The following is a 22,085-nucleotide window of genomic DNA, read 5'->3' on the forward strand; positions in this document are numbered from 1 at the left end:
CGGCCCCCGGCTACGAGCAGCTGGCCGTACCCCCACCGGCCTGGCAGCACGTGTCCCCGCGCCAGGCGTCGCGCCCCTCCTTGACCGCCATGGCGGCGATGACCAGGGCGGCGACCGGGTCGGCCCAGGACCAGCCGAACACGCTGTTCACCCCGAGCCCGACGAGCAGGACAGCCGACAGGTACGTGCACAGCAGGGTCTGCCGCGAGTCGGCCACCGCCGACCGGGAACCGAGCTCGCGGCCGGCCCGGCGCTGGGCGTACGACAGGGCCGGCATGACGACCAGCGACACGGCGGCGAGGGCGATGCCCACTGTGGAGTGACCGGCGTCCCCGGCCCCGAGCAGGGCGCGCACCGAGTCGACGGTGACGTAGGCGGCGAGGGCGAAGAACGACAACGCGATGATCCGGAGCGCGGCCCGTTCGCGCCGCTCGTGGTCGGCGGCCGAGAACTGCCAGGCCACGGCGGCCGCGGAGGCGACCTCGATGACGGAGTCCAGCCCGAAGCCGATCAGGGCGGTGGAGTCCGCCATCGTGCCGGCGGAGATCGCGACCACCGCCTCGACCACGTTGTAGGTGATGGTCGCGGCGACCAGGAGCCGAATCGTCCGGGTCAGCCGGGCCCGGCGCCGCCCGGACAGACCGACCGGGCCGACCTCGACGGCCGGGGTGACCGGGCCGACCTGGATGAGCGGGATGAGCCGGGTGGACGGCCCGCCCGGGGTGACCTCGGTGACCGGGCCGCCCGGGGTGCCGGATTCCGGAGCCATGTGGCCGGCCATCAGCAGCAGTCGTCGGTGTCGCTGGTCGGGCACGCGGCCGGGTCGACGGCGAGGACGACCCCGAGCAGGTCACCCAGGGCATGCGCCAGCCGGGCGTCGGCCAGCTCGTAACGCGTCCGGCGGCCCTCCGGAGCGGCCACGACCAGGCCACAGCCCCGCAGGCAGGCGAGATGGTTGGACAGGCTCTGCCGCGACACCCCGAGCAGGTCGGCCAGTTCCGCCGGGTAGCCGGGCGACTCGCGCAGGGCGAGCAGCAACCGGGAGCGGGTCGGGTCGGACAGGGCGTGACCGAACCGGGCCAGCACCGCGCCGTGCGTCAGGATCTCCACGCCCAGGACTGTACATGAAGCGATGTATTCAGCAAACCCTGTACAGCGCGTGCCCCCGCACCGGGGCACCGGCCCCGGGTGCCGTCACACGGCTGGGCGGCGCTCCGTGTGCCGGGTACAGTCACCGGTTGTGAGTCTCGTGCGCGCGGTGACGGCGACCCTCGGGTCGCCCCTGCGCCGTGCCGCACTCCTGGCGGTCCTCCTGGCGGCGCTGATCCTGGGCGCCCCCGGCGTGGGCGGGGCCGCCGAGCACCTCTTCCCCGCCGCAGCCACGGCCTCGCAGGACAACGGTTCGTGCGGGCGCGGCTGCGTGGACCACGTCACCACCGCCACCGGTACGGTCCCTGCCGGCGCGCACGCGCCCGAACTCGCCGCGCCGCCGCTGGTCGCGCACGCCCGGCGTACCCCGCCGGCCCCGGTCACGACGGCCGGCCACCGGTCCACGCCGTGCGAACTCCGGGCGGGGCCCGTCGACCTGTGCGTCTGGCGCACGTAGCCGAGCACGCCCGGGACTCCGCCCTGCGCCGTGCGCGGTCGGCGTAGCGCGCGTCCCGCGGTACCCCTCTCAGTGGTTGGTGGTTCGCCCCTGCGCGCCTTCGCGCGGGCCCGCCACCTCTCCCCGTCATGTCCGAACCCCGTCAGGGAAAGGCTTCACCATGGCCAGGAAGAACAACCGTCCATCGGGTACGAACAAGCGCGGCACCTCCCCCGGAGCCAAGGCCGTCCGGGGCATGTCCGGTGCCGGACTGAGCACCAATCTGAAATTGACCATCGCCGTCGTGGCCGTCGCGATCGTGGCGATGGGCGCGGCCCTGTTCCTCACCGACCGGGGCGGGCCGAGCGCCGACTCCGGGGCGGTCTCCGCGACCGACGAGCGCCTGGTGCGCCCCGACAGCCACAAACTGTCCACGGCGGCGGACGGGAAGGTCACGGTCGTGGAGTTCCTCGACTTCGAGTGCGAGGCGTGCGGGGCGGCCTACCCGGGGGTGGAGAAGCTCCGCGCCGAGTACGCCGACCGGATCACCTACGTGGTGCGTTACTTCCCGCTGCCCGGGCACCGCAACGCCCAGCCGGCCGCGCTCGCGGTGCAGGCCGCCGCCAACCAGGGCAGGTTCGAGGCGATGTACACGAAGATGTTCAGCACCCAGTCGACGTGGGGGGAGCAGCAGAAGGACCAGACCGGCACGTTCGAGGGCTTCGCGCGTGACCTGGGCCTGGACCTGGACCGCTACCGCGCCGACCTCGCGGACCCGGCCACCGCCGCCCGGATCGAGAAGGACAAGAGCGACGGGTTGTCGCTGGGCGTGACGGGGACGCCCGGGTTCTTCGTCAACGGCAAGAAGTTCACCGAGCGGCCGACGTTCGAGGCGCTCAAGGCGGCCGTCGACACGAACCTGGCCGGGTAGTGGCGCCCCCGGCCCCGGCCGTGCCGTTCGCCGCCCGGATCATCGGCTGGATCCTCCTCGTCACCGGTGCCGTCGGCGCGGCGGCGGCGTTCGTCCTGACCGTCGAGAAGATCCACCTGCTGCGGGACCCGGGCTACGTCCCCAGTTGCAGCATCAACCCGATCCTGTCCTGCGGCTCGGTGATGTCCACCCCGCAGGCCGAGGTCCTCGGGTTCCCGAACCCCGTGATCGGGGTACTGACATTCCCGGTCCTGGCGACCCTCGGCGTCGTCGTCCTCACCGGCGCCCGGCTGCCGCGCTGGCTGTGGGTCGGGGCGCACCTGGGCGCGGCGGCGGGCGTGCTGTTCGCGCACTGGCTCATCTTCCAGAGCCTGTACCGCATCCACGCCCTGTGCCCGTACTGCATGGTCGTGTGGGTCGTCACGATCACCGCGTTCTGGTACCTGACCCTGCACAACCTGCACCACCGCCACCTGCCCGCCCCCGCCTCCTGGCGGCCGGCGGTCGACGCGGTGGTGCGCAACCACTCCGTCGTGGTGACGGTCTGGCTGCTGGCCGTCGTCGCGGCGATCGGCGTGCGGTTCTGGGACTACTGGCGGACCCTGCTGCCCTGACCGGCGGCGCGGCCGGTGCGGCCGGATCGTAGTGATCCGGCCGCACCCACACCCCCGGCGTCAGGCGCCGGGAGCCAGCAACTCCGCCGGCCCCACGGTCACCGCGACGACGTCGTAGTGCGAAGAGGAGTTGATGTCGTCGGTCAGTTCCAGGACCACGGCCAACGGGCCACGCGCCCACACCGTCCGCCTGCCGCCCATGTCGTCCGCGTCCGTCGTCTCCGGCGCGCCGAGTTCGGCGCCGACCAGCGCGGCGAGCCGGTCGTACTCGGCCCGGAAGTCCGCCGCGGTCGCCCGGGGACGGCGCGCCCACACGGCCGAGTACTCCTCGTCGAGGTCGTCCTCGTCGTCGGGGTCGGGTTCGTCGCCGAACGCGGGCCAGAACAGCGCGCACGGCAGCCGGACCACCGGCCGGTCGCCGTCGGCGGAGAGTTCGAACCGCCAGCCGGTCCCGTCGTCGTCGGGATCCGGCCCGTCGGAGCCCGGCGCGAAGAAGTGCGGCACGCCGCTCCCGCCGTCCCAGTCCAGGGCCGTGTCCGCCGGGGCCCAGCCGTGCGCGCGGAACGCGGCCTCGACCGGTCCGCGTCCCCAGGGCTCCGCCGTCAGGGCCAGTACGGCCCGCACCCAGCCGGCGTCCACCGGCAGCACCTTCATCACCATCGCGACAGCATGCCAACCCGCCGCCACCCGGGTGGGGCGCGGGTCAGGCGGCGTGGGCGCCGAGCGTGTCGCGGAGGTACCCCTTCGGGCGGGCGCCCACAATGGACCCGACGACCAAGCCGCCCCGGAACACCAGCAGGGTCGGCAGCGACATCACCCGGTGGTCGCGGGTGGTCCGCGGGTTGTCGTCGGAGTTGAGCGCCGCGAACACCATCCGGCCCTCGAACTCGACGGCCAGTTCGGCCAGGGTGTGCGAGATCTTCCGGCACGGCGGGCACCATTCGGCCCAGAAGTCCACGACCACCGGTGGTTCGCTGGCCAGCACCCTGGCCGCGAACGTCTCGTCGGTCACTGTGACCAGCATATCGGTCGCTGTGGTGCGCATGTTTCCTCCCGGTGGGCGATCGCGTGGGTGAGCTGGGTCCGCAACTGCTCGCGCACCTCGCCGAGCCGGGCCACGGCGGCGTCGACCTCGGCGAGTTTGCGGCGGAGCACGGCGACCGAGTCCGGGCAGACGTCCCCGGAGCTGTTGCCGGCCCGCAGGCAGGCGACGAAGGGGCGGATGTCGTCGAGGGCGAAGCCGACGGCGAGCAGTGCCCGGATCTCGCGCACCACGCGGACCTCGGCCGCGTCGTACGTGCGGTAGCCGTTGGACGAGCGGTCGGCGTGCAGGAGCCCCCGGGACTCGTAGTAGCGCAGCGTCCGCGCGCTGGTCCCGGCGTGCTCCGCCAGTTCCCCGATCAGCATCGTGGCCTCCCTCGCCCGTCCGTGACCGCAACGCTAGACCCTGCCACCGGCGTCAAGGCAAGGGTCGCGGCGCCGGTCACGGAGCGGAGTCGGGCGCGGACGGGCCGCTCGGCGACCGGCGGGGCGCGTCACAGCCGGGGGGGCCGCCCTCAGCCGAACCGACCGCGGAGAACCTCCAGATACCGGTCGATCCGGCCCAGGACGACCGGGTCCGGCGTCGCCTCCAGCAACCGGCGGACCGGGAACTCCCGGGGTTCCACGCCGAGCGCCGGCCCGTGCCGCGCGACGAAGACGTGGCAGGCGTAGCCGAAGGCCACCACCCGCAGCCACCACAGTGGGCTCTCGGTCAGGTTCAGCCGGCAGCCGGAGAACAGGGCCGCGATCGGCTGGAGGGCCGGATCCGCGCCGGGGTCGCCGACCGCCGCCGTGAACTCGGGGTACGTCATCGGCCGGGCCCGCGCGCCGGCCTCCTCGACGATCAGCCGGTCGGCGGCGGCGTCGATCGTGCCCCGGAACAGGTGCAGGCGCTGGGTGGACCAGTCCACATCCGGGTGGCCGAGGGTGACCGCCCCGCCGGACAGGGCGCGGGGCAGCTCGATGCCGAACCGGATCAGGTCGATCGCGGCCCGATCGACGGAGAAGTCGGCGACGGCGAGCTGGCGTTCGATCAGGTGCGTGATCGTCAGGGGTCGCAGCAGGCGGTAGAGGAAGCTGTGCCCGTAGTACGCGGCCGGGTCCATCTCCCAGTCGTGGCCGGGGTGGTCGGCGATCCGGCTGGCGGCGTCGCGGGCGGCGAGCAGCAGTTGGAAGCGGAGCGGGCCGATCGCCTCGTACAGCCGGAGGTGGGCGTGGTTCTCGTAGTCGATCCGCGCCTTGCGCCGGGCGAGCCGGTCCTGGGTGAAGAACGTGGCGGCCGCGCTGACCAGGGCGGACACCAGGGCCGAGGAGCTGAGGACGAGGACCAGGTTCATCGTGGCGACCTCCCTCGGCCACCCTACCGACAGTCCCCTGTGGAGGGCCACCTTCCCGGGGCCCGGTGCACCGCGCGGGACGTGCCGCCAGGGAGGAAACACCCGAAATAAGCCACAGTTTCCGATGTACGCGTCGAGCAAACTAGCAGTTATCCGGACAATATTTCGGTCAATACCGATAATCTGAGAAAGTACTCCGGGCGCGGGGTTCGGGGGCAGGCTCGCTCGAGGGAGAAGCCATGAGGTCCTTCTATCGCGGCGCCGCGTACGCCATCGCGGCCCTGGTCTTCGTGCAGGCAGCGGCCATCGCGTTCGCCATCTTCGGTCTCGGCAAGTGGGTCGAGGACGGCGGCGTGCTCGACAAGGCGGCGATGGAGTCCGACGACACGCCGTTCCCCGAGGTCGCCGGGTTCATCGTGCACGGCATCAACGGCCAGATGGTGATCCCGCTCGTGGCGATCGTGCTGCTGGTGGTGTCCTTCTTCGCCCGGATCCCGGGCGGCGTCAAGTGGGCGGTGACGCTCGTGCTCCTGATCGCCGCGCAGGTGCTGCTGGGCATGTTCGGGCACGGCATGCCGTTCCTCGGCCTGCTGCACGGCATCAACGCGCTGCTCATCTTCTCGGCGGCGGTCTTCACGGCACGCCGGGTGGGCGCGCACCACACCTCGACGGGCGAGCCGGCCGCCGTGGTCACGGACCCTGGACGCTGACCGGCGGTCACCGCATGGCACCCCACCCCCGGGCCCGGCCGCTGTTCGGCTGTCTCGCCACCGTGATCGTGCTGGCCCCCCTGGCCTGGTTCTGGTACGCCAGCCTGGTGCCGGACAGCTACTCGATCATGGACATGGGGCACGCCGACCGGAGCGACGGCCACCACCACGGGACGAGGTCCGTGCAGACCCTGACCGTCGACCCGGGGCTGCCCGCCGACGTGAAGGTCACGCTGACCGCGCGCGCGGAACGGTTCGCGCTGGCCTCGGGGCGGTGGGTGCGGGGGTACACGCTCAACGGCACCTCGCCGGGGCCGGTGATCCGCGCGGTGCAGGGCCAGCTCGTCGAGGTCGCGCTCGTCAACGAGTCGGTCGAGGACGGCACCACCCTGCACTGGCACGGGGTGGACGTGCCCAACGCGTCCGACGGGGTCGCCGGGGTCACCCAGGACGCGGTGGCCCCCGGCGGTTCCCACACGTACCGGTTCTTCGCCGACCGGGCCGGGACCTACTGGTACCACGCGCACCAGTTCTCCCACGAGCAGGTGAAACGCGGGCTGTTCGGGGCCGTGGTGATCGCGCCCCGGCCCCCCGCCGGACCGGTCACCGGCCCGCTCCCCGCCGACCACCTCGCGCTCGTGCACCGCTACGACGGCGTCCGCACCGTCGACGGCCGCACCGGCGACGTGCCCGTCCCCGCCGACCCGGGCGGCACCGTCCGGGTCCGGGTGGTCAACACGGACAACGGGCCGATGAACGTGTGGACGGTGGGCGGCCCGTACCGGGTGGTCGCCGTGGACGGCACGGAGGTGCACGAACCGTCCCCGGTCACCGGCGAGGCCGTGCTGGTGACCGCCGGCGGCCGGGCGGACCTCGAACTCGTCGTGCCGGCCGGCGGGGTGCGAGTCGAGCTCGGCGGGGACACGGCCCTGCTGCTCACCCCGCCGGGCAGCACCCCGCCGCCGGGTACGGCCGCGCCGCGCCGCCTGCTGGACCTGCTGTCGTACGGCACCCCGGCGCCCACCGACCTGGACCCGAACCGCGTCACCCGGGAGTTCACGTACGACATCGGCCGCCGGCCCGGCTTCCTCGACGGCCGCCCGGGGCTGTGGTGGACGATCAACGGCCGGATGTTCCCGGACATGCCGATGTTCCACGTGACCGAGGGCGACGTGGTCCGGTTCCGGATCTCCAACCACAGCGGCGAGGTGCACCCGATGCACCTGCACGGGCACCACGCCCTGGTGCTGAGCCGCGACGGGGACCCGGCCACGGGCAGCCCCTGGTGGATCGACTCGCTCAACGTGGCCGACGGCGAGAGCTACGACATCGTGTTCCTGGCCGACAATCCGGGCGTCTGGGCGGACCACTGCCACAATCTGCCGCACGCGACCCAGGGGCTCGTCGGCCACCTGCTCTACGACGGGGTGAGCACGCCGTACCGGATCGGTGGCGGCGGGACGGCGAACCATCCGGAGTGATCCGCCACGGCGTCACGGCGTCTCCGCGACGGTGAGCTGCCCGGTGTACATGCCCATCCCGCACCGGAACCGGAGCGTGCCGGGCCGCAGGACGCCCAGGCCGATCCGGGTGTCGCCGTTCTCGGGGAGTACGTACGCCCGGTCGCCGAGGACGAACGCCCGCACGCACCCGGTCGCGTGCTCCGCGCGGACGACCAGCGTGGTGGGCACGCCGGGCCGCACGGCCAGGTTGGCCGGGGAGTACCCGCCGGTCAGCACGGTCAGCACCGCCTCCTGTCCGCCAGCCGCGTCCGTGGTCACGGTCGCCGCGCTGGCCGGCCGGTCCGCCAGGCCCGCGCTCCGGGCCAGGGCGCTCGCGGCGACGGGCGAGCCGGCCAGTTCCAGGCCACCGTTGAACGTGACCGCCCCGACCGCGACGACGAGCACCCCGGTCGCGAGCGCGAACCGACCGCGCCAGGCCGTCGCGGCCCGGCGCGCGGCGTAGCCGAGGACCGCGAACAGCGGGCCGGTGCCGGTCACGAACACCGCCATGGTCGCGGCCCCCGCCCACCAGGTACCCGACGCCAGGGCCAGGGCCTCCACCGACAGGGTCACCCCGCACGGGATCAGCACGCTGGCCACGCCGAGCAGCCCCGGCGCGAACACCGTGGTGGACCGGGCCCGACCGCGCACCAGCCGCGACCAGGCGGCGGGCGGCTCGACCCGGATCCGCCGGAAGCCGGGCACCCCGAGCTGGGCGAGCCCGAAGAGCACGATCAGGAGCCCGGCGACGAGCTGGGTACCCGCGCGGGTGCCCACCGACAGCTGCACCGCCCCGCCGAGCGCCCCGAGGAGCGCGCCGAGCAGGGTGTGCGAGGCCAGCTTCCCGAGCAGGAACCCGCCGACCGGCACCAGATCGTCGCCGAGCCGGGTCCGGAAGGGGCGGTCCGCGGGGAGCGGGGCGGTCGCCTGGCGTTGGCGCAGGACCAGGCCCGCCAACAGGCCACCCTGCCCGGCCGTGCACGACACTCCCCCGACGAACAGCCCGGTCAGCAGTACCGGCAGAAGGTGTGGCACTGCGCCCTCCCGAACGTCGCACGGCGGTGACCGGACCCGGCCCACCAGCCCCGGTCCCCACAGTGTCCGGCACCGACCAGCCGCCTGGCGCCCGCTGGACTGCGCACTCTCCCGGCCGGCACCACACGTGGCCGTCGCCCACCCGGATCATGGCCGACCGGGTGACGGTGTCGTCCCGGAACAGGCGTGCCCGGCGACCACGTGACCCCCGACACTGCTGGTGAGCGGCCCCGCGCGCCGGCCGGTCGGGCAGTATGGGGCGGATGCGCAAGGTGTTCGCGGACCTCACCCCGTTACGAGTCAGCGCGCCGTACCGCCGGATGTGGCTCGGCTCGGCGCTCTCCGGCATCGGCACGGCGCTGACCACGGTCGCGGTCGGCCTCCAGGTCTACGACCTGACCGGGTCGACGTTCAGCGTGGGCCTGGTCGGGCTGTTCGCCCTGGTCCCGCTGATCGCCCTCGGGCTGTACGGCGGCTCGCTCGTCGACGCCCACGACCGCCGCCGGGTGCTGATGACCACCTCCAGCGGGCTGTTCCTGGTCGCGTGTGCCTTCGCCACCCAGGCGTGGCTGGAGGTCGGCAACGTCTGGCTGATGTACGCGCTGGTCGCGGTGCAGAACGGCCTCTTCGCCGTCAACTCGCCCGCCCGCAGTTCGATCATGCCCCGGCTGCTCCCCCTCGACCTGCTGCCCGCCGCCAACGCGCTCAACAGCCTGGCGTGGAACGTGAGCCTGACCGTCGGCCCGGTGCTCGCCGGCCTGCTGGTCGGCGCGTGGGGCTACGGCGGCGCGTACAGCGTCGAGGCCGCTCTGCTGCTGGTCGCGTTCGCGGCGGTGTTCTCCCTGCCGCCGCTGCCGCCGCTGGGCAGGGCGCCCCGCGCCGGACTGCGGTCCGTGCTGGAGGGCCTGCGCTTCCTGCGGACCCAGCCGGACGTGCGGATGACCTTCCAGGTGGACCTGGCGGCCATGGTGCTGGCGATGCCCAAGGTGCTGTTCCCGGCGGTCGGCGCGACCCTGATCGGCGGCGGCGCCGCGACCGTGGGCGTCCTGGCGGCCGCGATCGCCGTCGGCTCGATCACGGCCGGGGTGCTGTCGGGGCCGCTGCACCGGGTCCGCCGGCAGGGGCTCGCGGTCCTGGTGTCGGTCGTCGGCTGGGGGCTGGCCGTGGTCGGCTTCGGCCTGGTGCTGGCCCTGTCGCCCGGACCGGGACCGGACGGCCGGGCGACCTGGGCGCTGTGGTCGGCGGCCGGGTTCCTCGCCCTCGCCGGGGCGGCGGACGCGGTCAGCGCGGTCTTCCGCACCACCATCCTCCAGGTGGCGACGCCCGACGCCCTGCGCGGCCGGCTCCAGGGCGTGTTCCTCGTGGTGGTGGCCGGCGGGCCGCAGCTCGGCGGGTTGCTGCTGGGCGCGGTGGCGAGCTGGGGCGGCGAGCCCGTGGCGGCCATCGGGGGCGGGCTGGCGTGCGTGCTGGTGGTGCTGGCGCTGGGGGCGCTCCAGCCGGCGTTCGCCCGGTACGACGCGCGGCGGGCGGCGGCCGTGGCGGCCGGCTAGCGCCCCGTCTCCCCAGGTTCCGGCAGCACCGGCGGCCGCGCGCGCCGGACGGACGCCCGGTAAATGGTGGTGCGACCGGACCGGACCGCCGCTAGGCTCCAGCTCGTTCGACGAGACCGTCGACACCTCACGGCAGGAGCGAGCCATGTCCGCCTTCGGCAGGTACCCGAGTGCAAGCCTCCGTTCCCACACCTGCCTGGAGCCTGTCCGTGTTTCGTCTGTTCGAGAATGCCGTAGACCCCTTCCGCCACGATGACCCGAGCACCCCGCCGGGCCGGGTGCTGCCGTTCCTGGTCGCCCAGTTCCGGCCGCTGCGCGGGATCCTGGCGCTGAGCCTGCTGTTCACCGTCGTCAGCGCCTGCGTCGAGGTGTGGCTGATCGGCTACGCCGGCCGCCTGGTCGACACCCTCACCGCGACCGACCCCGCGCGGGTGTGGCACGACCACGGGGTCGAGCTGCTCGCCGTCGCGGCGCTGGTCCTGGTCCTGCGGCCCCTGTTGCACTTCGTGAACGAGGGCCTGGACGACGTCGCGTTCCGGCCCAACGCGCTGACCATGGTGCTGTGGCGGACCCACCGGCACGTGTCCCGGCAGTCGGTCGGCTGGTTCCGCAACGACCTCGCGGGCCGGATCGCCACCTGGGTCCGGGAGGGCGCGTCCGCCGCGATGACCACGACGTACGTCGTCGTGCACACGTTGGCCTACGTGGGGACGTACATCGTGGGCTCGGTGTGGCTGATGGGCTCCGTCGACCCGCGCCTGATGCTGCCGCTGGGCCTGTGGATCCTGCTGTACGCGGGCCTGATGAGCCACGTCGTGCCCCGCTACCGCCGCGCGTCGGCACTCCAGCAGGACGCCGACTCCGCGCTCACCGGCCTGCTGGTCGACTCCTACGCGAACGTCGACACCCTCGCGCTGCTGGACACCCCGGCGGACGCGGACCGCGGGGTGTTCGCCGCCGCCCGCCTGGCCCGGCTCCGGGTCGAGCGGCTGGAGGTGACCATGAACGTCGGGATGAGCGCGCTCAGCGGGCTGCTGATGGTCGGACTGATCGGCTACGGCATCACGCTGTGGCAGGTCGGGGCCGCGCCGATCGGCCTGATCGCGGCCGCGCTGGCGCTGACGTTCCGGATCACCTCGATGGCCGAGTGGCTGCTCGACGGGGTCTCGGCGCTGTTCGGCTCGGTCGGCACGCTGCGGCGCGCCCTGCGTACCGTCGCGCAGCCGCCCGCCGTCCCGGACCGGCCCGACGCGGGCTCCCTCGTCGTGCGCGGGGGCGCCATCCGGCTCGTGGACGTCAGCCACCACTACGGCAAGGGCGGCGGCGGCATCGACCGGCTCAGTCTCCACATCGCGGCCGGGGAGCGGGTGGGCCTGGTCGGGCGGTCCGGCGCGGGCAAGTCGACCCTGGTCAACCTGGTGCTCCGGTTCTTCGACCCGGAGTCCGGGCGGGTCGAGGTCGACGGCCAGGACATCGCGGCGGTCACCCAGCGCAGCCTGCGCCGGCAGATCGCGATGGTGACCCAGGACGCGGCCCTGCTGCACCGTTCCGTCCGGGACAACATCGGGCCCGGGTCCGGGGACGACGCGGCCATCGTGTCGGCGGCGCGCAAGGCCGCCGCGCACGAGTTCGTGCTGGGACTGTCCGACCAGGACGGTCGCACCGGGTACGACGCGCACGTGGGCGAGCGCGGCGTGACCCTGTCCGGTGGGCAGCGGCAGCGGGTGGCGCTCGCCCGCGCCATCCACAAGGAGGCGCCGATCCTGATCCTCGACGAGGCGACCTCGGCGCTGGACTCGGAGGTCGAGGCGGCCATCCACGACACCCTCGACGAGGTGATGGCGGGCCGTACCGTGATCGCGGTCGCCCACCGGCTGTCCACGATCGCGCGGATGGACCGGATCGTGGTGCTGGACGCGGGCCGGGTCGCCGAGGAGGGTACCCATCAGGAGCTGTTGGACCGGGGTGGCCTCTACGCCGCGCTGTGGGCCCGGCAGTCGGACGGTTTCCTCGGCGGATAGCGGGAAGCCGGGGCGGTCCCTCGGGGCCGCCCCGGTGACCACCGGACCAGGTGTCGAGGGCGCCGGAGAGTGGCCGGATCCCGCCGAACGGCACGGAGATCGCTGGTACGGTCCACGTGTGAACGACGGCCCCTTCCACACCGCGCTGCGGTGGGCCATCACGGCCCGGGGACTCAGCCTCGACCGCCTGCACGACCGGCTCGCCGAACGCGGGGCCGCCGTGAGCGTGTCGACCCTCAGCAACTGGCAGCGCGGCTCCAGCCGGCCCCGCAACGCCGACGCCCTGCGCGCCGTGGCCGAACTGGAGGCGATCCTCCAGGTCCCGCCCCAGTCCCTGCGCCGGCTCCTCGCCGAACCGGGGGCGCCGGCGGGCGCGCGCCGGCCCCCGGTACCGGGCACGCCCCGGCTGCCCGCGCACCGGCTGCGCGCCGCCGTGGGGGCTCCCGCCGAGCCGGATCTCGACGTCCTCGCCGCGCACGACGACGTGACACTGCTCGGCGGCGACCGGTACGCGGCCACCGCGCGGGTCGTCGTGCGGGCCCGGCACACGGGGGTACGTCGGTACGTCGTCCTGCACCACACCCAGAGCACGGCCCCGCCCACGATCCGGGCCGTCCGGGACTGCGCCGTCGGGCTGGCCCTCACCGACCCGGCGGAGGGGCTGGCGGCGGCCGAGCTGGTGTTCGAGCCGCTGGGCAAGGGCGAGACCTACGCGTTCGAGTACCACCTGTCCGGCAGCATGTCCGAGCACTACTACGGCCGGTGGTTCCCCGCCGGCGGCCCGTCCTACGAGCTGACCCTGCGGAGCGGCCCGGAGGCGGCCGTCGCGCGCGCGTACCGGATCTGGCGGCTGGACGGGCGCTCCCCGCACAAGGATCTCGCCGAGCTGCGGCTGATCGGCGGCACGCTGGCCCACCTGGCGCTGTTCGACATGCATCCCGGGTTCCACGGGGTGCGGTGGTCGGAGGCCTGAGGGTCCGCCGCGGCCCCGGGGACCGGACGGGTCAGTCGCACTCGTCGGGGTTGCCGCAGGACAGGACCAGGGTGACCTCGTCGCCGGGCTCGACCCGGACCCCGGCCCCCGGATGGGTCGCGATGACCACGTCCCGGGGCAGCTCGGACGGCTCGTACTCGACGGTGACCTTGACGTTCAGCCGGGCCAGGGCCCCGGTGGCCTGCTCCCGGGTGCGACCGGCCAGACCGGCCGGGACGTTCGGCTCCGGCGGGGGGCCGTCGGAGATGTAGAGGTCCACGGTCGAACCGGGATCCTGGAGCCAGCCCGGTTGCGGGTCGGTCGCGAAGACCTCCCCCTTCTCCACGTCCGCCGACGGTCCGTAGTGGACGGTGCCGACCCTCAGCCCCGCCCGGCGCAACTGGTCGGCGGCGTTGGACGCGTTGGCGCCGATCACGTTGGGCACGGCGACGCTGGAGGCCGGCCACCACGCCCAGGCGCCCAGGCCGGCGGCGACGAGCAGCAGGCACAGCGCGCCGACCAGGACCTTCCGCCCGGGGCGGCGGCGGGGAGCCGGGGCCGGGGTGCCGTGCACGTCCGTGCCGCCGCCCCCGTCACCGGCGTCGTCGGCGCCGTGCGCGTGGAGCACGGCCGTCCGGTGGGCCGGGGCGGTCGTCGGTGGGGTGGAGACGGCCGTCGGGCGGAGGGCGGGCCCGCCGCCGGAACCGTCGGGCCGGACCGGGTCGTCGCCAGGGGCGTGCCGGGGCCGGGGGGCCGCGGCCGGGTCCGAGTCCGGTTGGGCCGCGGCGGCGGAGAACGGCGCGGTGACCGGAGCCGGTCCCGGCCGTGCCGCCGCCCCGGCCGCCAGCAACGCCGCCCGCATCGCCCCCGCCGTCGGGTACCGCTCCGCCGGGTCCTTCGCCAGCGCGCGCAGCACGACCCGGTCCACCTCCACGGGTACGTCGGCCCGGTGCCCGGACGGCGGCACCGGACGCTCGTGCACGTGCCGGTAGGCGACGGTCAGCTCCGAGCCGTCCGCGAACGGGGTCGCCCCGGTGAGCAGCACGTACAGCAGGCAGCCCGTGGCGTACACGTCGGTGCGGCCGTCGATCGGACCGCCCGTGACCTGCTCCGGCGACAGGTACGCCGCCGTGCCGACCACCACCGAGGCGGCCGTCAGCCCGTCCGGACCGGCCAGCGGGCGCGCGATCCCGAAGTCGGTCACCTTGACCGCGCCGGTCCGGGTCAGCATCACGTTGCCCGGTTTGATGTCGCGGTGCACGATGCCCTGGTCGTGGCTGTGCTCCAGGGCCGCGAGCACGTCGGCGACGACCGCGACGACCTCCGGCACGGTCGGGCGGCGCCCGGCGAGATAGCCGGCCAGCGTCGTCCCGTCGATGTACTCCATCACCAGGTACGGGCCGTCGGGTCCGGTGTCGCCCGCGTCGTGCAGCGCGACGATGCCCGGGTGGTTGAGGGCCGCGACGGCGCGCGCCTCCCGCAGGAACCGGGCGCGGAACCCGGGGTCCCCGGCGAGGTCCGGCCGCATCGTCTTGATGGCCACGGTGCGGTGCAGCAGCAGGTCACGGCCCACGTTCACCGTGGCCATGCCGCCCTGGCCGATGACCGCGCCCACCTCGTAGCGGCCGCCCAGCACCCTGTTCGATGGCACAGCCACCCCGATCCTCCCGACTGTCGTTCACGGCGAACGGTACGCGACGGCTCCGGGCGCGGGTCCGGCGTACCCGTCGGAGGATCTTGTGCTTTCGCTCTTCCGCACCGCTCCGGGTCACCGTTGGGAGAGGGCGGATTTGGGGGGTACCGTCCTGTGTGACTGCCGCGGGGGGAGCACGGGGATGACGCTGGACACACCACGGCCCACAGACCCGGGACCAGGCCGGGAAAACACCGATCTGGTGGGATTTGACCCGGAAGGCGCCCCACCTGGCCCGGACGGGTTCGCACGAGCGCTGCGGGCCGCGATCAGCGCCAGCGGGCTGAGCCTGTCCCGGATCCGGCAACGGCTGCACCTGCGCGGCGTCGACGTCAGCGCCGCCACCCTGAGCTACTGGCAGAGCGGTCGCAGCCGCCCGACCCGGGCCCGGTCCCGGGAACTGCTCCGGCACCTCGCGGAGGTGCTCGGCGGTGACCTGCTGCCGCCGCCCCCGCCTCCGGACGGCCGGGTCCCGCACGAGGTGCTCTGGCACCGGCCCGACGTGGTGTCCGCCCTGATCGCCCGCCTCGGCGGGACCGCCGACCCCGTGCTGACCCAGCTCCGGCAGCACGACCGGATGACCGTCGGCCCGGACGGCCGGGAACGGGCCATGTGGAGCCGGCAGGTGCTCCGCGCGGGCGGCGACCGGGCCACCCGGCTGCTGCTGATCCACCAGGCGGAGACCCCGGGGAGCCCGCCGCCCACGGTCAGCGCCGTCCGGGGCTGCCGGCCGGGCCGGGTGGTGAGCGACCCCGGCACCGGCCACACCGTCGCGGAGCTGCTCTTCGAACGGCCGCTGCGCCGGGGCGAGTCGGTCATCACCGAGCACCGGATGGAGTTCCACCCGCCGTTCCCGCCGGCGACGTACTTCGAGCGGAAGTTCCGGCTGCCCGTGCGCGAGTACGTCCAGGAGGTGCGCTTCCACCCGGACGCGGTGCCGGCGCACTGTTACCAGCAGGTCAGCGACTCCGCCACGGGCAGCCCGCACCGGGTGCGCGGGCTGCGGATCGACGCCTCGCACAGCGTGCACGCCGTGGCGTTGGACGTGCGGCCCGGGGTGTTCGGGATCCAGTGGGCGTGGGAGGCCTGAGGCTTCGCCCCGGGCCGGGGATGCGGAGGCCCCGGATCCGTCGGCCCCGGATCGGGAGGTCCGGGATGTGGAGGCCTGGGATGTGGAGGCCTGGGGATCACCAGGTCCAGCGGATCCCGGACACGCCGGGCGCGACGTCCACGGCCACCGCGTGCACCCGGTGGTCCGCGTCGGGCGGCAGCTCGCGGTGCACCCGGGGCCGGACGTCCACATGGGGCGCGGTGTAGTACTCGCACCGGGGCGGCGGCAGGGTGGCCGGGAAGTCCACCTCCAGGACGTGGTGCCGCACGGGCCACGGCAGCTTGCGCTCGTAGTGGCTGTCCAGCGGGTACGGCGGCCGGTGGCGCACCTCGTACTCGAGGGCGACCGTCTCACCGCGCGCGAGCGGCCGCTCCAGGACCAGCTCCACCGCGAGCAGCCCCGCGCCGGCGTCGCGCGCCGACCGGCCGGTCCGGCACCGGTTCAGCGCCCGGACGACCGGGGGTCGCGCGCCGGGGTCGGCCACGTGCGCGACGACGGTGGTGCGGTCCGCGCCGTCCACGTCGGCCCGCAGGACCTGCCAGGTCCGCACCGAACGCGCGCGGCGGTCCGGGCCGATCGCCACGCGGTCGTGGTGGCTGAGCGGACTCAGTCCCGCCGGGGCGAGCCGCCCGGTCAACGCGGCCACGGCCACGCCGTCCGTCCACAGTTGCGCCGGGGTCAGCCCGCCGGGGCGCTGCTGGGTCCGGCCCCGGGACCGGACCGAACCCAGCAGCGACGACAGCCCGCCGTCGGCGAAGCCGAGGATGCCCTCCAGCCGGTGGAGCACCAGCAGGGACCGGGGCCGCTCCGGTCGGCTGCGCCCGGACTGCCAGTGGCTCAGCGTCGCCGGGCTGACCGCCAGGCCGTCCCGGCGGAGCAGGTCGCGCAGGTCCCGCAGGGTCAGCCCGCTGGCCTCGATGGCCGCCCGGAGGGTCTCCTCGAAGCTCACCGCGGCCCCCGGGCGGAGGAGGAGGCGGCCGGGACCGCCCCCTCCGTCGTGACTACTGATAGGTGTACCACTGGGTGTGGTCCAGTTGGCTGCGGGGCGTGACCGTGGACGCCCACGGGGCCATCCCGCCGTCGATCGACACCACGGTGTTCGTCGGGGTGCCGGGCAGGTACGACTGGGCGGGGAACCGCGCCTGCCACTGGGCCCAGAGCCGGTCGACGTTGCAGTGGTGCAGCCAGAACACCGGATCGTTCGGCGAACCGAAGCCGGCCATGGTGCCGCCGACCCAGTTGTGCACCCGGTTGTGCAGGTTCGGCCCCTGGAACCCTTCCAGGGCGTTGCGGAAGCTCCCCGTCGCGTTCCGGTTCCACGGGGAGGTGTCGTACGTGCCGATGGCGAGCACCGTGGTGATGTCGGCCGCCGTCGGCAGGGTGACCCCGTTGGCGAGGCGCCGGCGGAGGAAGGTGAAGCTGTCGCTGCGCACGTTGAGCGTCCAGTTGCCCGAGCCCTGGGCGAACGGGCCCGACGCGACCCGGTAGTTCTGCGCCGCCACGCCGCTGGGGCCCATGAAGTCGTTCGACCACAGGGTGGAGCTGGCGCCGTCGGTGGTCCAGTCCCAGTACGGCAGGTTCACCGAGGGGTCGATCGCCTTCAGTGCGTTCTCGAACTCGACCAGGTACTTGCGGTGCCAGGGCAGGAACGACGGCGTGTCGTGGCCGACGCGTTGCGCCCCGAACTGGCCGTCGGTCGACGCCCGGTCGATATGTTGGCGCACGAAGGTGTCGTACCCCCCGTTGCTCTTGAGTTGGAGGACGGCGTTGACGAAGTTCGTCCGCTCCGTCGCCGTCAGGTCACGCTGATTCTTTCGAACCCCCACGGTTCATTCCCCTCGTGCTGAAGAAAAGCGTCGTGACTACGGCTTCGGATTACTGGTAGTTGCCGACCGGCGAGCCGTCGCCCAGCGTGTCGACCGCCCGGTAGGTCGCCTCGCGCACCGTGCGGTGCGACTCGTAGTGGTTCACCGACGACGTGTAGGTGTCGTCGGAGTTGTGCATGACGTGCAGCGGCTGGCCGTCGATCCGCACGTCGACGGTGCCGTGGTGGTGTCCCTCGCCCTCGGGGCCGGCCACGGCGGTGGCCGTGATCCGGCGCCCCTGGTAGGTCTCGTCGAACTCCGTGCCCTCGGGGGCGCCGGCAAGGGCCACCCCGGGATGGGCGCCCTGGACGCCGACGAATGCGGAGACGCCGAGCACCCCGGCACTCGCGACGGCGATCCCCAGAGCCCTGCGCCTGCTGACGGGTTTCGTATTCGGCGAATCGTTCATGAATTGTTCCTCCCCGATACAGTCGCCCTCTCGCTCCACGGACACGGGGCAGCGCGATCCGGCCCGGAGTGGTAATGCGAGAAGAATTGGGTTTCGTAAAGCCCGCGTCGAGCCTATCCGGCAATGTCCACTGTGGCGCTGTGAACTGTCGCACGAAAAGCGCACAGTTAATGGTTAACGGGCGCGGTTCCGCACTCCCGAGTTAACGGTGAACAGCGATCGAATCGCGTCGTTCTCTTGCGCTGGCGCGGGCCGCCGGTATCGTGAAACCGCATCGTGACGTGTCCGACAACTGATAGGGAGCATGGCTATGCGCAACAGGTTGGCTATTGTCGCAGTCCTGTCCGCGATGGCCGGGGGGCTCGCGGCCGGCCCCGCGCTGGCGTCGCCCGCGCCCGGTTCGCCCGGGTCGCCCGTCGAGAGCGGCGCGGCGGCGAAGGGCTGCAAGGTGTCGGCGCACTTCGAGTTCTACCAGGAGCGGCGGATCCTCATCCTCGACCGGTGCAGCACCGAGCCGGTCCTGCGCCGCGCCGTCTTCATCGACCAGTACCCGCTGACGGTGTACCGCGCCGACGACGGCACCTACTACAGCCCGGTCAACGCGTACGAGTCGTTCCCGACCCTGCTGGCCACCGCGCGCGCCGCCGTGGACACGCTCGGGCCGGACGGCAACCCCACCGAGTACTAGCGGCTTAGGCGCCGCGTCGACGACCGCGAGGCCCCAGGCCAGTTCCGATCACCGGTCCGGTGTGTCGTCCGGTCGGTGCTGGTCGGGGCCCGACGCGTCGCCGGTCGGGCGGCGTCGGTTGCGCTGGCGCAGCAGCAGGTACAGCGGCAGGCCGACCGAGGCGCCGAGCAGGCCACCCGCGAGGATCAGCGCCTTCTGGCCCCGGCGCAGGCTCCCGTCGACGACCGCGGCCACGGCCAACGCCAGCACGGAGACGACGACGTCCCAGCCGAAGAAGGCGCTGATCCGGTTGCCGAACACCTCGTCGAACAGCCTCGGCAGGTCCGGGCCGTGCTCCAGCAGCCACGGGACCAGCTGGGCGTAGGGCAGCGCGATGCCGGCGACGAGGGCGACCGCGTAGCCGGCCTCGAGGAGCCGCGCCCGGTCCGTCCGTCCCATGAGTACCTCCCCGCCGGACAGGATACGCACCGCACCATGCCGCGCACCCGGAACGGCTCGCCGCCGGAGACCGACGGGCGCATGGCCGCGTTCGCCGCCGGTGGGGACGCGACGGCTGCTGTCCGCGATCGGCGCCTGAGCCTGACGCCACACCGCGGCCGATCCGGCTCCGGGACCCCCAGGACGGCCGGCTCGACTCCGGGCGCCGGGCGTTGCGGAAGATCATCGGCGCGGGCACGATACGTCCATGCTGACCAGTGAGCTCGAAGTCCCCGGCCTCGGCCGGTCCGCCCTGCTCCGGTTGCCCGACGGTCCGGTCCGGGCCGGCGTGGTCGCGCTGCACCCCGCCGCGTACGGCAACCGGGACCAGGTGCTGTTCGAGCACCTGGCGGAGACGTTGACGCCGCTGGGCTACGCGGTGGCCAGCTACGACCGCCGGGACGGGGTGAACGGCGACGACGTGCCGTTCGAGGCGCAGGCCGACGACGCGCTGACCGCCGTCGACTGGCTGGGCGCGCGGCTGGGCGTACCCGTCGGACTGTGGGGTTTCAGCCAGGGCACCTGGGCCGCCGGGGTGGCCGCCGCCCGGTCCGAACAGGTCGCCTTCCTCGCCCTGCTCGGCTGCCCCGGGGTGTCCCCCGCGGTCCAGATGCGCTACTACACGGACGAGGCACTGCGCCGCGACGGCTACGACGAGGCGGCCCGCGCCGAGCTGACCGCGCTGCGCACCGCCCTGGAGGGCCTGTTGCGCGGCGAGATCGGGCGGGAGCGGGCGGACGAGCTGCTGGCCGAGTACAACCAGCGGCCGTGGTTCCCGCTGGCGTACCTGCCGCCGGAGGTGCCCGAGGTGATCCCGGCGTGGACCGACATGGACTTCGACCCCGCGCCCGTCTACGCCCGGGTCGGCTGCCCGGTGCTGCTGGTCTACGGCGCGGACGAGGAGTGCGTGCCGATCGGGCCGAGTGTCGCGGCCTGGCGGACGGGTACCGGTCTGCGGCCCGACGTCGTGGAGGTGCCCGGGGTCGGACACTGGCCAGGCCCCGGGGCGGGGCACACCCGGGACAACCTGAGCCCGGAGTACACCCGGGCGATCGTGGAGTGGTTCAGCACGCCGCGCTGGTGAGCCCGGCACACGGGGCGGGGATGTGTCCGCCGCCACTTCGTGTCACATTCGACGCGGCCCGGTCGTCACCTGCCATGACACATGATCATGGCACGAGGGGATGTACACCATGGGCGACCCGACTACGACCTGGGGCGCGGGCGACTACCCGCTGATGGCGGTCCGGCTCGAACCGGCGGCGAGGGCGGCGGTGGCGGCCGCCGCGGTCGGCCCCGGCGACCGGGTGCTGGACGTGGCCACCGGCACCGGGAACGCGGCCCTGTTCGCCGCCGCGCTCGGCGCCCAGGCCACCGGCGTCGACTTCGAGCCGTCCCTCCTCGAGATGGCCGGACGACGCGGGACACTCCGGCACCAGGCCAGCCAACGCCGGGCCAGCCAGCTCGGGGCCGGACACAGCGGTGCCCGCCACCAGGTCCGTTGGCTGCACGGCGAGCTGGGGGCGCTGCCGGTACCCGACGAGGCCTTCGACGTGGTGCTCTCCGTCTTCGGCGTGATGTACGCGGCCGACCACGCCGCCGCGGCCGCCGAACTCGCCCGGGTCGGCGCACCGGGCGCGCGGATCGTGCTGGCCTCCTGGGTGCCGGGCGGCGCGATGCCGGCGATGGGCGCGGTGCTGGGCGGGTACCTGCCGCCACCGCCGCCCGCCTCGGGGCCGCCGAGCCGGTGGGGCGACCCGGAGGCCCTCGCCGCGCTCCTGGAGCCGTGCGGGCTGCGGCTGACCGGGTCCGAGCGCCACGCGATCGTCCTGTGGTTCCCCGATGCCGACGCCGGGGCCGAGTTCCTGATCGACACGGCCGGGCATGTGGTGACCGAGAGGGCGCGACTGGTCCGCGAGGGCCGGTGGGGGGCGTTGGCCGAGGACGTCCGGGCGTTCGTCGCGGAACGGTCGGAGCGGGTGGACGGCACCGTCGAGCTCACCCTGGACTATCTTCTGACGTCTGCGACCAAAGATCATCTCGGAGGTGACCCCGCATGAACCCGCCCGCCCGCACCCCCGCACAACGCCGGCAGGACGTCCTGCACCGGTTGGAGAACGACGTCGACGCCTGGGTGGCGACCGCGGACGTGGAGACCGGAGCCCCTTATCTGGTACCGCTGTCGTTTCTGTGGGACGGCCACACGCTGCTGTTCGCCACCGCCTCGGCCAGCCCGACCGCGCGCGCCCTGCTCGCCACCGGCCGGGTCCGGCTCGGGCTCGGGCTGACCCGCGACGTCATCCTCATCGACGGGACCGCCCGCGCGGTGCCGGCCACCGGGATCGGCGCGGAGGTCGGCGACGCCTTCGCGGTGAAGACCGGGTTCGACCCGCGCGCGCTCCGGAGCCCGTACCACTACTTCCACATCACCCCGGAACGGCTCCAGGCCTGGCGCGAGGTGAACGAACTCCAGGGCCGCGACCTCATGCGCGACGGCGAATGGACCGTCGGGTAGGCGTCCCGGTGGCGGCGGACGGGGCCCG

Annotated in this window: 25 protein-coding genes; 13 read left to right on the forward strand and 12 right to left on the reverse strand. The window is 73.9% G+C overall.

Annotation, left to right across the window (positions count from 1 at the left end; translation table 11 throughout):
• Positions 1 to 10 precede the first annotated feature (10 nt).
• The gene (locus PT931_RS10075; protein ID WP_456245439.1) at positions 11 to 769 is read right to left on the reverse strand and encodes a cation diffusion facilitator family transporter; all 759 of its coding nucleotides are present in this window, start codon (positions 767 to 769) and stop codon (positions 11 to 13) included.
• A gap of 11 nt (positions 770 to 780) precedes the next feature.
• Positions 781 to 1,116, reverse strand: a complete 336-nt coding sequence (locus PT931_RS10080) for an ArsR/SmtB family transcription factor (RefSeq protein ID WP_456245469.1) — start codon at positions 1,114 to 1,116, stop codon at positions 781 to 783.
• 124 nt (positions 1,117 to 1,240) lie between these two features.
• On the opposite strand from PT931_RS10080, the gene PT931_RS10085 reads away from it, so the two are divergent.
• From PT931_RS10085 to PT931_RS10095, 3 genes are all read left to right on the forward strand, one after another.
• Complete coding sequence (locus PT931_RS10085; protein ID WP_456245440.1) at positions 1,241 to 1,606, forward strand: hypothetical protein; 366 nt, start codon at positions 1,241 to 1,243, stop codon at positions 1,604 to 1,606.
• 250 nt (positions 1,607 to 1,856) lie between these two features.
• Positions 1,857 to 2,516, forward strand: coding sequence for a DsbA family protein (locus tag PT931_RS10090; protein ID WP_456245470.1), 660 nt, complete (start codon positions 1,857 to 1,859; stop codon positions 2,514 to 2,516).
• Complete coding sequence (locus tag PT931_RS10095) at positions 2,516 to 3,130, forward strand: vitamin K epoxide reductase family protein (RefSeq protein WP_456245441.1); 615 nt, start codon at positions 2,516 to 2,518, stop codon at positions 3,128 to 3,130. The genes PT931_RS10090 and PT931_RS10095 overlap by 1 nt, the downstream gene beginning before the upstream one ends.
• Positions 3,131 to 3,190: 60 nt before the next feature.
• Here the strand turns inward: PT931_RS10095 and PT931_RS10100 are convergent, their stop codons facing one another.
• The 4 genes from PT931_RS10100 to PT931_RS10115 all read right to left on the reverse strand — a co-directional run bounded on the left by PT931_RS10100 (position 3,191) and on the right by PT931_RS10115 (position 5,508).
• Positions 3,191 to 3,790, reverse strand: a complete 600-nt coding sequence (locus PT931_RS10100; protein ID WP_456245442.1) for a hypothetical protein — start codon at positions 3,788 to 3,790, stop codon at positions 3,191 to 3,193.
• Between the two features lie 43 nt (positions 3,791 to 3,833).
• Entirely contained in the window at positions 3,834 to 4,154 is a 321-nt protein-coding gene (locus PT931_RS10105; protein ID WP_456245443.1) for a thioredoxin family protein, read from the reverse strand.
• Complete coding sequence (locus PT931_RS10110) at positions 4,139 to 4,537, reverse strand: MerR family transcriptional regulator (RefSeq protein ID WP_456245444.1); 399 nt, start codon at positions 4,535 to 4,537, stop codon at positions 4,139 to 4,141. The genes PT931_RS10105 and PT931_RS10110 overlap by 16 nt, the downstream gene beginning before the upstream one ends.
• A 149-nt stretch (positions 4,538 to 4,686) precedes the next feature.
• On the reverse strand, positions 4,687 to 5,508 hold the full coding sequence (locus PT931_RS10115; protein ID WP_456245445.1) for a hypothetical protein: 822 nt from the start codon (positions 5,506 to 5,508) through the stop codon (positions 4,687 to 4,689).
• A gap of 239 nt (positions 5,509 to 5,747) precedes the next feature.
• Here PT931_RS10115 and PT931_RS10120 point away from each other — a divergent pair, with 239 nt between their 5' ends.
• Entirely contained in the window at positions 5,748 to 6,218 is a 471-nt protein-coding gene (locus PT931_RS10120; protein WP_456245446.1) for a hypothetical protein, read from the forward strand.
• Between the two features lie 14 nt (positions 6,219 to 6,232).
• Complete coding sequence (locus PT931_RS10125; RefSeq protein ID WP_456245447.1) at positions 6,233 to 7,699, forward strand: multicopper oxidase family protein; 1,467 nt, start codon at positions 6,233 to 6,235, stop codon at positions 7,697 to 7,699.
• Between the two features lie 12 nt (positions 7,700 to 7,711).
• Here PT931_RS10125 and PT931_RS10130 read toward each other — a convergent pair whose 3' ends face one another.
• Positions 7,712 to 8,755, reverse strand: coding sequence for an urease accessory protein UreH domain-containing protein (locus tag PT931_RS10130; protein ID WP_456245448.1), 1,044 nt, complete (start codon positions 8,753 to 8,755; stop codon positions 7,712 to 7,714).
• Between the two features lie 263 nt (positions 8,756 to 9,018).
• On the opposite strand from PT931_RS10130, the gene PT931_RS10135 reads away from it, so the two are divergent.
• The 3 genes from PT931_RS10135 to PT931_RS10145 all read left to right on the forward strand — a co-directional run bounded on the left by PT931_RS10135 (position 9,019) and on the right by PT931_RS10145 (position 13,299).
• Positions 9,019 to 10,305 carry an MFS transporter gene (locus PT931_RS10135; protein WP_456245449.1) on the forward strand — a complete coding sequence of 429 codons (1,287 nt, stop codon included), beginning with the start codon at positions 9,019 to 9,021 and terminating at the stop codon, positions 10,303 to 10,305.
• A 209-nt stretch (positions 10,306 to 10,514) separates the two neighbouring features.
• A complete protein-coding gene (locus tag PT931_RS10140; RefSeq protein ID WP_456245450.1) occupies positions 10,515 to 12,326 on the forward strand; it encodes an ABC transporter ATP-binding protein in 1,812 nt (603 codons plus the stop codon).
• 118 nt (positions 12,327 to 12,444) lie between these two features.
• The gene (locus PT931_RS10145; RefSeq protein ID WP_456245451.1) at positions 12,445 to 13,299 is read left to right on the forward strand and encodes a hypothetical protein; all 855 of its coding nucleotides are present in this window, start codon (positions 12,445 to 12,447) and stop codon (positions 13,297 to 13,299) included.
• A 31-nt stretch (positions 13,300 to 13,330) separates the two neighbouring features.
• Here the strand turns inward: PT931_RS10145 and PT931_RS10150 are convergent, their stop codons facing one another.
• Positions 13,331 to 14,956, reverse strand: coding sequence for a protein kinase domain-containing protein (locus tag PT931_RS10150; protein ID WP_456245452.1), 1,626 nt, complete (start codon positions 14,954 to 14,956; stop codon positions 13,331 to 13,333).
• Between the two features lie 238 nt (positions 14,957 to 15,194).
• Between PT931_RS10150 and PT931_RS10155 the strand changes: the two genes are divergently transcribed.
• Positions 15,195 to 16,082, forward strand: coding sequence for a hypothetical protein (locus tag PT931_RS10155; protein WP_456245453.1), 888 nt, complete (start codon positions 15,195 to 15,197; stop codon positions 16,080 to 16,082).
• 97 nt (positions 16,083 to 16,179) lie between these two features.
• Here the strand turns inward: PT931_RS10155 and PT931_RS10160 are convergent, their stop codons facing one another.
• Genes PT931_RS10160 through PT931_RS10170 form a run of 3 tightly spaced genes read right to left on the reverse strand, consistent with a single transcriptional unit; the run spans position 16,180 to position 18,377 of the window.
• Positions 16,180 to 17,052 carry a hypothetical protein gene (locus tag PT931_RS10160; RefSeq protein ID WP_456245454.1) on the reverse strand — a complete coding sequence of 291 codons (873 nt, stop codon included), beginning with the start codon at positions 17,050 to 17,052 and terminating at the stop codon, positions 16,180 to 16,182.
• A gap of 52 nt (positions 17,053 to 17,104) precedes the next feature.
• Positions 17,105 to 17,929, reverse strand: coding sequence for a tyrosinase family protein (locus tag PT931_RS10165; RefSeq protein WP_456245455.1), 825 nt, complete (start codon positions 17,927 to 17,929; stop codon positions 17,105 to 17,107).
• Positions 17,930 to 17,978: 49 nt separating this feature from the next.
• A complete protein-coding gene (locus tag PT931_RS10170) occupies positions 17,979 to 18,377 on the reverse strand; it encodes a tyrosinase family oxidase copper chaperone (protein WP_456245456.1) in 399 nt (132 codons plus the stop codon).
• A gap of 310 nt (positions 18,378 to 18,687) precedes the next feature.
• Here PT931_RS10170 and PT931_RS10175 point away from each other — a divergent pair, with 310 nt between their 5' ends.
• Positions 18,688 to 19,065 (forward strand): tyrosinase family oxidase copper chaperone, encoded by a 378-nt coding sequence (locus PT931_RS10175; RefSeq protein WP_456245457.1) that lies wholly within the window; start codon positions 18,688 to 18,690, stop codon positions 19,063 to 19,065.
• Between the two features lie 48 nt (positions 19,066 to 19,113).
• Here PT931_RS10175 and PT931_RS10180 read toward each other — a convergent pair whose 3' ends face one another.
• Positions 19,114 to 19,503, reverse strand: coding sequence for a DUF2834 domain-containing protein (locus PT931_RS10180; RefSeq protein ID WP_456245458.1), 390 nt, complete (start codon positions 19,501 to 19,503; stop codon positions 19,114 to 19,116).
• 247 nt (positions 19,504 to 19,750) lie between these two features.
• Between PT931_RS10180 and PT931_RS10185 the strand changes: the two genes are divergently transcribed.
• From PT931_RS10185 to PT931_RS10195, 3 genes are all read left to right on the forward strand, one after another.
• Positions 19,751 to 20,626 carry an alpha/beta hydrolase family protein gene (locus PT931_RS10185; RefSeq protein ID WP_456245459.1) on the forward strand — a complete coding sequence of 292 codons (876 nt, stop codon included), beginning with the start codon at positions 19,751 to 19,753 and terminating at the stop codon, positions 20,624 to 20,626.
• A 109-nt stretch (positions 20,627 to 20,735) separates the two neighbouring features.
• On the forward strand, positions 20,736 to 21,602 hold the full coding sequence (locus PT931_RS10190; protein ID WP_456245460.1) for a methyltransferase domain-containing protein: 867 nt from the start codon (positions 20,736 to 20,738) through the stop codon (positions 21,600 to 21,602).
• Positions 21,599 to 22,057 (forward strand): pyridoxamine 5'-phosphate oxidase family protein, encoded by a 459-nt coding sequence (locus tag PT931_RS10195; RefSeq protein WP_456245461.1) that lies wholly within the window; start codon positions 21,599 to 21,601, stop codon positions 22,055 to 22,057. The genes PT931_RS10190 and PT931_RS10195 overlap by 4 nt, the downstream gene beginning before the upstream one ends.
• The last annotated feature ends 28 nt before the right edge of the window (positions 22,058 to 22,085 follow it).

Source organism: Longispora urticae (genome assembly GCF_053902585.1).